General features: G+C 65.5%; 9 protein-coding genes and 3 pseudogenes. 5 read left to right on the top strand and 7 right to left on the bottom strand.

Translation table 11 applies throughout. The features are described from left to right. Positions 1 to 399: 399 nt before the first annotated feature. The 3 genes and pseudogenes from ACESNG_RS23165 to ACESNG_RS23155 form a co-directional block, all read right to left on the bottom strand. The gene (locus tag ACESNG_RS23165) at positions 400 to 912 is read right to left on the bottom strand and encodes a hypothetical protein (RefSeq protein ID WP_373071067.1); all 513 of its coding nucleotides are present in this window, start codon (positions 910 to 912) and stop codon (positions 400 to 402) included. After that, positions 909 to 4,190 (bottom strand): RecQ family ATP-dependent DNA helicase, encoded by a 3,282-nt coding sequence (locus ACESNG_RS23160; protein WP_373071069.1) that lies wholly within the window; start codon positions 4,188 to 4,190, stop codon positions 909 to 911. Before ACESNG_RS23160 ends, ACESNG_RS23165 begins: the two co-directional genes overlap by 4 nt. Before the next feature lie 315 nt (positions 4,191 to 4,505). Next, positions 4,506 to 4,619, bottom strand: a pseudogene (locus ACESNG_RS23155) (topoisomerase DNA-binding C4 zinc finger domain-containing protein); the annotation flags it as partial. 522 nt (positions 4,620 to 5,141) lie between these two features. Between ACESNG_RS23155 and ACESNG_RS23150 the strand changes: the two are divergent. Then, positions 5,142 to 5,702, top strand: coding sequence for a DUF6308 family protein (locus tag ACESNG_RS23150; protein ID WP_373071065.1), 561 nt, complete (start codon positions 5,142 to 5,144; stop codon positions 5,700 to 5,702). Positions 5,703 to 5,764: 62 nt separating this feature from the next. Here ACESNG_RS23150 and ACESNG_RS23145 read toward each other — a convergent pair whose 3' ends face one another. Further along, a complete protein-coding gene (locus ACESNG_RS23145) occupies positions 5,765 to 6,622 on the bottom strand; it encodes a hypothetical protein (RefSeq protein ID WP_373071063.1) in 858 nt (285 codons plus the stop codon). Positions 6,623 to 7,035: 413 nt separating this feature from the next. Between ACESNG_RS23145 and ACESNG_RS23140 the strand changes: the two genes are divergently transcribed. The 3 genes and pseudogenes from ACESNG_RS23140 to ACESNG_RS23130 form a co-directional block, all read left to right on the top strand. Continuing rightward, positions 7,036 to 7,716, top strand: coding sequence for a hypothetical protein (locus tag ACESNG_RS23140; protein WP_373071061.1), 681 nt, complete (start codon positions 7,036 to 7,038; stop codon positions 7,714 to 7,716). Beyond that, positions 7,713 to 8,216, top strand: a complete 504-nt coding sequence (locus ACESNG_RS23135) for a hypothetical protein (protein ID WP_373071059.1) — start codon at positions 7,713 to 7,715, stop codon at positions 8,214 to 8,216. Before ACESNG_RS23140 ends, ACESNG_RS23135 begins: the two co-directional genes overlap by 4 nt. A gap of 210 nt (positions 8,217 to 8,426) precedes the next feature. Then, a pseudogene (locus ACESNG_RS23130) lies at positions 8,427 to 8,708 on the top strand (DDE-type integrase/transposase/recombinase); the annotation flags it as partial. A 413-nt stretch (positions 8,709 to 9,121) separates the two neighbouring features. Here the strand turns inward: ACESNG_RS23130 and ACESNG_RS23125 are convergent. Continuing rightward, on the bottom strand, positions 9,122 to 9,469 hold the full coding sequence (locus tag ACESNG_RS23125; protein ID WP_373071057.1) for a type II toxin-antitoxin system HicA family toxin: 348 nt from the start codon (positions 9,467 to 9,469) through the stop codon (positions 9,122 to 9,124). A gap of 510 nt (positions 9,470 to 9,979) precedes the next feature. Further along, positions 9,980 to 10,306, bottom strand: coding sequence for a hypothetical protein (locus tag ACESNG_RS23120; protein WP_373071055.1), 327 nt, complete (start codon positions 10,304 to 10,306; stop codon positions 9,980 to 9,982). A 15-nt stretch (positions 10,307 to 10,321) separates the two neighbouring features. Between ACESNG_RS23120 and ACESNG_RS23115 the strand changes: the two genes are divergently transcribed. Next, the gene (locus tag ACESNG_RS23115) at positions 10,322 to 10,843 is read left to right on the top strand and encodes a hypothetical protein (RefSeq protein ID WP_373071053.1); all 522 of its coding nucleotides are present in this window, start codon (positions 10,322 to 10,324) and stop codon (positions 10,841 to 10,843) included. A 198-nt stretch (positions 10,844 to 11,041) separates the two neighbouring features. Here ACESNG_RS23115 and ACESNG_RS23110 read toward each other — a convergent pair. Continuing rightward, positions 11,042 to 11,337, bottom strand: a pseudogene (locus ACESNG_RS23110) (hypothetical protein); the annotation flags it as partial.

Genomic DNA, 11,337 nt, shown 5'->3' with positions numbered 1-11,337 from the left:
GCCGGCTTGGCGGCGGCGGTAGGCGGCCTGGCGGCAGGATGCTGAGCGGAACCCCCGGGGCGATCGGTGTTTCGGGTCGCGGTGGAACACACCTTCGACGGCGATGACGGTCTTGGTGCCGCAGTGCAAGGCATACCAGGATCCGCGCGGTGGCGGCCACGAGAACTGTGGTGAGCGCGCGGCGGCCAGTTCTGCTGTGGGGGGATTGGTCAGGTCAAGGGCGTCTGGAAGTCACGAACATTTTGGAAGCATTCGATCTGACCGGCAGCTACCGCGAGGCGGCCGAGCTGGCTGGGTGTTCGCATCACACCATCGGCGACTGGGTTGCGAAGAGGGACCGGGGCGAGTTGCCGGTCGGGCCTGCTGCGCCCGTCGATCGCTCGCTGCAAACGCCACGAGTCAGATGCCCATCTTCTTCCGGGTACGGGCTGGGATCTGCTGCTTCAGCGTCTCCATCTCTGCGCGGAGTTGCTCCACTTGCGGGATCCGAGATGACAGCTCGGTGATTTGTGCTTGAAGCGAGTCGACACCCTCTCGGCTCTGCTCGCTGCTCGACGACAGCTCGGTGATCTGCGCTTGAAGCGAGTTGAAGCCCTCTCGGCTCTGGTCGCTGCTCGACGTCACCTCGGTCCGCAGGGAGTTGAGGTCAGTACCCGCGAGGAAGCGCTGCGCCGCCTCGAGTGCCTCGACTGTTGCCTGTCTTGCCAAGTCCATCTGCGCCAGATGGTCCTCGATCGCTGCCGCCGCCGCCGCCAACCTGGTCGAGGCGGTCTCGATGCTGTCCGCGGCACGGTCGGCACCCTCCTCGGCGAGCACGATCGAGCGGATTCGCTCGCGCAGCTCGCCGAGCATCTGCTCCGACTCACGGAACTGGTCCACCACGGCCTGCACATCCAGCGATTCGCCGCTCATAGGTATCTCCCCCTAAGGAGTTCGATGATCTCGTCCGACTTCCGGACCTCGTTTCTGAGACCGCGCTGCAAACGCACGACAGCCACGCCAGATGCGGTGGCGTGACGCACGCCGACTCCGTCGAGCGCCTCGTCCAGGATCCTGGCATCGACGTCGATCCGACTCAGATGCGCCAGAGTCGCAGCAAACGCGCGTTCCGATCTCCCTGCGGCCATGCGCAGCAGCCAGCGGTACAGCTCGTCGAGGGTCTCCGGACCGATCTGATACCGAGGAGCAGCAGCCAACGCGGAGTCGAGGTTGGCGTGGAAGTCCTCGAGATCCCCATCGGGGTCAACGAGCTCAACGACTGCACGGCCCACTAAGAGCCCGGGTTGGTCCGGGTAGGAGGCAAGCAACCGGGCCGTTGTTCCTCTCCACTCCCTCGCGTCTGGGAGCGAGACCATCTGGGCGTAGGCGTCTTGCCACCGCGAGAAGTCGAATCGTTGAGCCTCCGACAGCCCCTCGAGGAGCGGAGCCAGGTCACCTTCGGTCAAGTAGTCGAGCACTCGCTGCCGTAGGTCGGCATCCGTCTGGGACTCCTTGACGGCTATCCACATCTCCCGCAGCGATCGCCGACGCGAACGTTCGATCGTGTCGTACACGAACAAGATGAGGATCCTCCCGCAGACCGAGATCGCTTGGGAGAGCTTGCGGAAGTCGGAGTCCGCCAGCTCCTCCCGAATGGCATCGATACGACCGGGCTGGCTGCGCTCGACGAAGGCGATGAGGTTGTGCCCGATGGCCTCGGGCCTGACGGGATTCAGATACACCGTGAACTTCTGCGCGCCCCAGTCCACGAGGTACTCCCGCACGACGCCGAGCAGCACGAGACGGTGTAACGAGCGCTCCCGCGCATCGTCGTCCCGACCGAAGGGAATCTCGCGCACGCGTGGTGTGTCGCCGGGGTCGAGCAACTCGGCTGTCGCCTGAAGCTCGGCCAACTCTGGCTCGACGCCGGGGAAGGAGTTGAAGTGGAAGAACAGCGCCGAGGTGACGTCGTCACGCTCGGACCAACTCGTGATCTCACTACAGCGCCGCCTGGCTTCCTCCAGCCCGAGGTCATCGCTCAGCAGAGACCGCGCCCGCGCCTCATCGAACTCGGTGTACACGAGCACGCAGTGGGCCTCATCTCCATCGCGCCCGGCTCTGCCGACCTCCTGGTAGAAGGACTCGATCGAGCCTGGCAAGCCGTAGTGCGCCACCCAGCGGATGTTCGGTTTATTGATTCCCATGCCGAACGCGTTCGTCGACACCAGCACGGGCGCAGAGTTCGCCTTGAATTGGGTGGCGTTGTGGGCCTTGATAGCTGACCACTGTCGCCGGTCGACTCCCTTCGGCTCTTTGCCCGCGAACACCACCGGAAGAGTCCCGACCACAGGGACGAGGCTTTTCGCGACATCGACCACACCTCGGCGGCCGTTCACAACCTGACAGAAGACGATGCCGCTCGCAGTCTTCTCGCCGCGCGACGAGAAGAAGGTGGCGCCCTGCTGGTTGAACTCCCCGGGCAACGCTCTTACAGCAGCCTGGAGCACGGCATCAGCTTGAGCAGGCGCGGTGGTCACCACCCGGTAGTGCAACTCCGGTCGGTCGAAGGTGGTCGGCCGGACGATGGTGTTCTCGGAACGCTCTTCGATCTCGAGCTCGTGCAACACGTCGCGCAAAACCGCTCGTGATGCCGTGCCCGTGAGCGCGAGCAGGGGCGGACGATCGATGCCCCCGCTGGTGCACGTCGTCCTGATCGTCGCTCCCAACCGCAGATAGGAGGTTCGGAACTGATGTCCCCACTCCGACACGCAGTGCGCCTCGTCGACGACGGCGAGGTTGATTGGCGTTTGCACGCTCAGCATCGTCAGCGAAGTTCGGAACCTCTCCATCTGCAACCGCTCCGGCGACACGAGGATGAAGAGCGCATCGGCGGACTCAACGGCGTCGAGTAGTGCGTCCGTTCCGTGCTGCTGAACGAGATCGCTGGTGATCCAGCACACACGGTCGATGCCATCGCGATGGAGCCCGAACACCTGGTCTTCGATGAGCGCAACGAGCGGATCAATGACGAGCGTTCGCCCTGGCATGCAAAGTCCGGCCAACTGATAGATGAGGCTCTTCCCAGCGCCGGTGGGCAAGAGCACGACGCAGTCGTGGCCGGAGAGCACCTCCAGAATCGCCTCGAGCTGACCCGCTCGGAACTCCTTCTTGGCGAACACCGCCGTCAACATCGTGCCGAGCGCGTGACGGACCACGGCCTCGTCGGCGACAACCGCAACTCGCGCCGAGCCCTCTGGCGCTACGTCCCGGATCTCGACGGGAAGGACCGCACTCCTGACGACCACCTGTGGGATCCGACCGTCGCGGGCCGGTAGGTCCACCACCGGAGTTGCGTTGGCTTCGAGGTGCACGATGACATCCACCGGGAGTTCGGGCGATTCCACAGGGACATACCGGCCGTCAGAAAGCTCGAAGGTGCGTACGGCGCTTCCGCCGAGCTGAAGCAGTGCCGGCGCAAGCCGCTCATCGCCCCAGAGGGCGCTCGCCGCTGCAAGCACGTTGAGGTAGGGCTCGATCAACGCAACCGCTTGCTCGGTGTCGTCGTGGACCTGGACCACCCAACGATCGCCCGCGACGAAGCCGGCGGCAAGCGCCTCGAGCAGCGCGAGGGCCAGTCGGTGCACTTGGCTTGCGGCGCGAAGAAGGCCAACGACGACGTCCTCCTGCCCAGTCGGCGGCAGGGTGCACCGACGCTGCACCTCGGCCAGGCCGGGGCCCCCACGCTCCAGCTCGCTGGCCTCCACTCGCACCACGTCGTAGCCAGCCTGGCGCAAGGCCACGTCTCGAGCCTCGTCAACAGCGGCCTGGGCGCCATGATCGCCGTCGATCTCCACCACGAAGGGCTGACACCACGGGGCGGCGACAAGGAAGTCGACCCGTCGGGCACCGCCGCCGTCAACGCCCGAAGCAAGCAGCAGGAGGTCGAGCGAGGCCTGCGGGATGAACCACCGAGCCCATTCGTCGCCGAGGGTCCTGGGCACCCATTCCTGCTGGAATCGCCGCTCCTCCTCAGAGTCGTAGGGGAGGTCGGCTTGGGTAACCGCCGTCGGCCCTGGCCAAGGCAAGTGTTCCTGACCGGCGGCGACGGACAAAGGCGGCTCAAGGCGCGGCGAGAGGTCTCCGGGCGACAGACGAATGCGCTCACCCAGGCCAGCGGTGTTCAGCAGCTCCTGCTCCGTGTGAGGGTGCACCGGGGGCGAAGAGCCTCGCTGAAGAATCTTCCGCACGAGCGCGATCACTCGTCGAGTAGCGGCGTCCGCCGGCTGATAGGCGTCGAGTTCCTCGCGTGCGATCCAGCACGAGGACATTCGCCGGAGGAGGGCAGGCGGGGTCTCGACGCTTCGGAGCGAAGCTCCACCGTGCGTGTAGCGGGCAACCCACCCGGATCGACTCAACGTGCCGTCGCGCCACTCAACCTTCCGTCGCGCTCGCACCCCTGACGCTGACTCACTCGGCTCCCCATCGTTGCTCGGATCCGGCTGGCCCTCGACCGTGCTCCGTGCGCCCTTGCACCGCGGGTACTGAGAGCAGCCCCAGAACTGGCCGCCGACGTTCTTGCCGCGACGGGCCGTCCGCAGAATCATCTCGCTGCCGCACTCAGGGCATTCGACAGCCTCCACGCCTACGCCCCGTACTCCAGGTCACCCATACCGGTGGGCCCAGCACCGAAGGATTCGCTCGGCCGTTGGTCTTCGTTGATCTCGCAGATGAGCTTCTGAGTGCCGAGCTCCAAGCGCGCTGCTGCCGCGTCGTGGGGTGAACTTGAGGTCGGGTTTCTCACCCCAGCTGAGTCCGCCATTAATTGACCCTATACGTCGGCCGTTACGGTCGTCGTGGGAACCTGTGCATCACGAGGCGGCCCGATATCACGCTCACCCGGCGGCGCCGTTGGCACTGTTGCGTTGATTGCAAAGACTTCGCCGCCAGCGACGCATGGTCAGAGCCCTGGGCTTTCGCAGCAATGAGCCGCGTCATGTCGCACATCGTCGAAGTGTGCAGGCTTGCTGCCGATGGCACAGCAGTCACCCGGGCTTCCCCACCACAGACGTCTCGCGTGGGGAAGCCCGGCTGCAATCACTTCCCAACGGCGAACGCCTTCTCCCGACAGAGCAACAAGGACCACGAACATGACCACCCGATCTGTGTTCGCACGCGACCTCAACGAGTGGCTCGATCTCGAACACGTTTCACAGCCAGCCGACCCGGCCCTGGTGCTTGGCAAGTACCTCGCCTCCTACACCGGTGGCCATCTCGACCTCCTCGCCGACCGGGACCATCCCAACCGGATCACGGCGAACGATCTCGTCGCAGTCACGATGCTCAGCGTCCAAGTGCCTCCCGGAGCTGCTGCGTGGATGCTTGATGCCACAGGCGCTCGGATCATCACGGATCTTCTCGAGCAGATTGACGCCGCTCCGATATGGGAACAGCCCGAGGAGGTGATCGTTGACCCCGACGGGCCGCCCACCCGCCTGTGGTCGCTCCTACGATCCCCAAGCACCCAACTCCCTGCGCTCGACGACGACAACGGAATCGGGCCCGTCATCGCCGGGAAGCTCCTCGCTGCCAAGCGGCCCCACCTCGTGCCGATCTACGACCGCTACGTCGCCGACGCCCTCAACGCACATCATCTGGATGAGCGAACACGGCTCCAACCCCTCGCAATGAGCCGACCCAGTCCCTTGTCACTCAGAAGACAATGAAGCGCCTCGCGTCAGCCTCCGTCGCCTCCGCCTTCTGAAACGAGGAAGCCCGCGTCCTCTCATCACAAGAGCTGTCGCCAGCCGAGTTCACTGGCCCACGCGGCGATAGGGGCCAGCTTCCGCAGATGCCGCCAGCGACGGATGCGATCAGACCCGAACCGGCGGGCGTCGCGGTCAGCGAGCCGGTTCGTCGCCTCAGACCAGTCGTCCAAGTCGTGCAGCCCAAGCAGCGGCCGAGACGCTGCGCCGGCCGTCGCTCGCCCGCCATGCCGAACACCCCGAGAAGTCCGGGTGCGGCTCGAAGCCGTGTCACCCAGGTGGCGGGCGATCTGCTGGTTGAGTTCGCGGTGGCGACCATGGGTGATCGCCCACTGACCCATCGAACGAAGCACACCGCGGAGGTCGTCCGCCGGTCGCTCGGCGGGTCGGGTACTCGACCACAGCGTCGGATCGAGACGCAGTGACCGGTCGAGATGGGTCATCGAGTGCCGGCCGATGAGACCGTCGGGCAGCACCGACACGAGATGACGGCGCGCGTCGCTGGTACCCATTCCGTGGACCTCGCGCCCAGCCCAGCGAATCACCGGGCCCACCTTGTCGAACTCACGACGCCGGGCGATCTCGTAGCCGTGCTCACCTACCGGGTAGTCAGGCATCACCACAGACCAGAAGTCGACACACCCACCCGCGACGCCCGGCCCGCCACTCGCCAACCCGGCCGGCGCACAGCAGTCGGTCACGCTCGTGCCGACCCGTGCACCGCGCAGAGGCAGGAGGGCAGCCTTGACCGCCCGGCGGTCCGCCTGGCGGATGTCCCTCAACGCCCGGCGAGCACCGCCCCGCGAAGTGGACGGAAGAATCGAACGGGCGATGTCACGCTGCTTCGCGGCGCGCGGGTCCCGACGAGAAACCTTGTGCATATGGGCCTCCGAGTGACGAGGCCGCTCACATCAGCGGCCTGGTTACACGAGACCCACCCCTTCACCGGCGTCGCCCGAGAACTTCACACGACCACTCTCTCACTTCCAGGCCACCCGGCACCTCTTGGGGCCTGGGCCGTGCGCCCCACCGGCCGGCCTCGTCCGCCGCCGGCCACCGAACGGGTCACGATGACAGCCGGGTCTGGCGAGACATGCGAAACCCACGGACCGACGCGACCTGAACCGTCAACGAGAACGGGGTACACGTCACGCCAGCCCCGGGCCCAGCAGAAATTCTTTCCCCCGTAGGGGGACCCAGTGGTGGGCATTGACAACCCATGCCGAGGAAGCGCATTGATGTTGGCGCCACGACCAGAAGGCGGCCGTGAAGGTCCCGAACGAGGAGCGATCCGATGCCCACCACCGACACCACACGCCAGACGATCCCCACGCCGCGAGAAGCTCGCAGAGCCATCTACCTGGACTTCGAAGGCACCGAAGTCGACCCTCCGTCTCTGCTCGGGGCGGCCTGCGACAGCGACTGGCACGCCGTCGTGATCGAGCGGGCCCTGCATCCACTGGCCGGCCACGGGGCCGACCGTCTTGCGGTATCGACTGGTGGTCTCAGTGTCTCGCTTCGCGAACTCCGACACCGGGCCGAACGCGAGAACCGGCGCCTGTTCGCCTGGTCGAGCCACGAGCTCGACGTGATCAGTTCTGTAGTCACCACCGACGCAGACAGGCAGTGGTGGGCCGAGCACCTCGAGAACGCCCTGCCGCCAGCACGGCGCTGGGCCCACAGCCATCAGGTGGTGCTGCCTCGGGTGCAGCTCCCGAAGGGGCATCGCCGGACCCGCAATCATCTCGGTCGCTATCTCGCCGCCATCGGCTATGCGGTGCCTTCGGGGGCCGGACCCGGCTACACCGCGTCACGCATCCGCACCCTGCGGGGACAGTTGGCTCGGCGGAAGAGCTACAAGGCGCTCACCCCGGTAGCGAAAGCAAAGTGGACCAAGCTGTGCGCCCACAACCGCCATGACTGTCTGGGTCTCGCCTCGCTCGTGCAGCGTCTCGCCGACGACGCGGCCCGATGAACGCGAAACCTCGTGACCCAGGGTCCGACTGGGAACCCTCCTGGGCGTCACCCGCGGCTCGCCGCCAGTACGAGCAGCGTCGCGCTGAGCAACAACGTGCCGCCGAGGCGGCGGAACGAGGCGCACGGTTCGCTGCGCTCAGCCCCGCCGCACAGCGACGCCAGCTCAACCGAATCGGCAAGCACCGGTCACCTGCCGTCGAACCGTTCGTGCTCGACGACGGACCCGTACCCGACGAGGTCGAGCAGTTCGAACACCGGTGGGCTGACACCGTCGACTACGCCACCGTTCGACGATCCAACCGAGGATGGACCGTCATCCACATCTACGCGCCGACCGCGCCGATGGGTTCGCTCACCGCCATCGACAGCCACCACCAGTACCTCGACGGCGCCCTCGACGCGGCCCTTCGCCGAAATCACTGGCGCGACGAACGCCGCGCCGCTGAACTCCCTCGACGCAACCGTCCCATCCGACCCAGATCAACGGGGCATGGCTGACTCGCCGAAGCGCCGATGACGATTTGGCGTGCAGTCACCCCGAATCTGACCCAAGATTCGCAACGGGAACCGGGTTCGACGGGAGACTGGTACGTGGCGGAATTCGATGAGGAGCAAGCGGCGGGTTCGACCATCACCTACCGGATCCGCGAAGTAAAGCGTCCCGGGTCTGGTGACTGCTCAGAGCCTCTACGAAACCCGGGGCGATTCAACTTCCAGTTCGACACGACCGTCGGCGGCCGGATCCTCAAGCTGTCGAACATCGTCGACGAGTACACCCGCGAGTGCCCCGCCATCGTCGTGGACCGCTCCATCGACGCCGACAAGGTCGTCGCCACCCTCGACCGGCTCATGCTCACCAGGGGAGCACCCGCGGACGTGTGGTTGGACAACGGCCCCGAGTTCATCGCCAACGCCATCGCCGACTGGTGCCGGTTCAACGGTGCCGGCTCGATCTTCATTGACCCCGGCTCGCCCTGGCAGAACGCCTGGACCTCCGAAGGCTCGATTGGCGTTAGGGCCGTCGGTTCTCCGAGCCCCTGCCCGCGCCAGGTGGACCGGGAGCCACTCCCCACTCAGATCCGAAGAACCTGAAATCCAAAGCGCCCGCTTCCCTGGCCCTCAAGTGCCCACCGGTCCCCTTCGCCGAGGCTGTCGCTCCAAGCCTTGAGCGCAGCCAGCGTTCGCCTGAGCGGAGCAGGGAGCTCAGCCTGGCCATCCCACGCTTCAGCGATGGCCACGATCACTTGGGAGTCCTTCGGAGGTTTCGGAGAGGCACCGATGGACTCCAGGAAGTAGTGCTTAAAGGACGCATCGGAGTCAGTTGCCCAACTGAACGACGATCCTGGGGCCACGAGGGGACACCAAGGCTCGGTCACAAGACATGAGAGACCCCGGGATCGCGATCAAGACGCCGCCACCCACGCCTTGAGGTCGTTCACGTTCCGGAGGCCCAATGCGTGAGCCGTGTTGCGGAGGACGACCGGTGAGAGGTCCTTGACATCCGGGAGGTGCACTGGCGCAACCCCGCGCTTCTCGTAACGGTGATGGGAACCCTTGCCACGCCCGGGTGCGATGGTCCAGCCGTCGCGGCGAAGGGACTTCTCGAGGTCACGCCGGGACAGCGGAAAGACCCAGTTGGAGTGGACCGGCGCGCGCTCCAGCTTTCGACCGGCGTTTACACTCCCTCCTTCATTGGCGACGGCGGGCTCTGGACAGGACCGAAAGGCAAAAATCGGCCGAAAATTCTTCATCAATGTCCAAAGGCGTCGTCCAGGCCGTCCCCCAACGCCGAGTCGCCCACGACGAATCGCCTCGAACAGGCCCCGGCTCTACGACCGACCACGGTCGCCGGAGATCAGATCTGTTCAAACCGAACGCTGTACGGCTAGATGTGTGATGGATCGGCTCGGGAGGGTGTCGATGGCGGCGGTCATCGCCGTCGCGGCGGTGTCTGTTGGCCTGTGAATGGTTGGTGGTCTGTCAGGCTCTCGCGGGGTAGTCCTGACCGTCATCGCGGCAGTTATCTTCCTCGCAGGAGCTGCGGACTGGGTCAAGAACCTCGAGCGCAAGTGGTGGGAAGTGGCGCTCGCTGTGGCTTTGAACGTCGCCCTTGTGGCGCTCGGCGCCGTGTGGCCGGCCGGGTCGGACAGCAGGCCGGCGCCTGTCACGTCGGTCTCGGCGACAGTGAGTTCGACGCCATCGATCTCGCCTATCGGGTGTGACTCACGACGCTGGAGCGGAAGACCAGGCGACAACGACACTTACCGGAGCTGCCAAGAACCGGTCCGATCACCAAGCACTGCTGCGATCGGGCACACCGGCCAGAAGTAGTCGGCGTCTGGGTACTGACCACACACCAAGGCGTGGCCCACGGTCGTCTTGTCCCCACGTCGGTCGAGAGCGGAGAGGATCAGGACAACAACGGACGCAGGCCGGTCCTCCGGCAAGTCCACCACGTTGAGGAGAGCGGCTCGCAAGGTCCCTGTGGTGGTCGTGCCGCCGTTGCGGCGGATGGACAGCTCTCCCCCTATGTAGTCCTGAAGCTGTGCGACCAGCCCCTCCGGATCGATCAGATTCGCTTCGCTCATCTTTGCTTCGTCTCCATGGTCTCGGTTGCGATCTCGATCTCTTCAGCCATCATCGTCTCGGCCGCCACCGTTGGCCCAACCGCCTACGGTGCAGAGATGCCGCCTGCCTGGCCGGAGGACGAGTATCTGCTGCAGGTGGGCAGGGTCGTGTACTCCGTCGCCTCGCTCGAGGGGTTGCTGGTGTTTGACCTGCCGCGAATGCCTCTGACGGTCGAGGGGCTTTCGCCCAATGCTCTCGCAGGCAAGACCACCACTGTGATCGGAAGGCGCCTTCGCGAGCTTTCAGCAACCATCCCGAACCGGCGATGGCAAGACTATCTCTCGCGGGGCGGTGTGGCGCTTGAGGACCTCGGCCCGAAGCGGAACTCGGTCCTTCACGCCCGGCCAGCAACCGTCGACGGAGAACAGCGAATTCACCGCTGGCGGCTCGAGCCAACGGAGATCATGTCGATCTCGTTGGCGCACCTCGACCACTTGCTCGATGAGATTGAGGTCCACCGTCGAGACTTGAACCACCTCCGGCCACCCATTCGCTGACCTGTCCCCGATTGGCCGGGACTGGGTGACACAGCGTCGACCTCCTGAAACGGAAGCACTGGGTGATCGGCCGCTTCGCCCGCCGGAACGCGATCGATGCGCCTTTGATCGGCGTGCCATATCGGGGCAAGACGACCCGCCAAACTGGTGATGAGTCGCGCCGGCGCTGAACGACCCACCGCAGGGACGGGACGCCAACTATGCGGGTCGCGCTGGAAATGCGATCACCGAGCCGTCTTTGCTCCGGGCGATGTCGATCACCACGTCCGCAGCGTGGTCGGCGAGAGCCACACGGTCGCCCAGTGCGTGAATCCGATTCGTCGCCTCCATCAAGCGATCAACCTCGCCATAGGTGAAGACGGGCGATCGCAGACCATGGGGGCGCACCAATTCGAGATCCGAGAGCCGAACGAGCAGGTCCGCGATACTCGACTCCAGTTTGTCGAGGCGTTGCTGGTCCGCCCTGAGCGCACGAACGAAGTTCTCGAGCAGGT

The organism is Gemmatimonas sp. (assembly GCF_041689975.1).
In the GTDB taxonomy this organism is placed as follows: domain Bacteria; phylum Gemmatimonadota; class Gemmatimonadetes; order Gemmatimonadales; family Gemmatimonadaceae; genus Gemmatimonas.
Note: the sequence above shows the minus strand (reverse complement) of the source record. Positions and strands in the feature narration are given on the sequence as shown.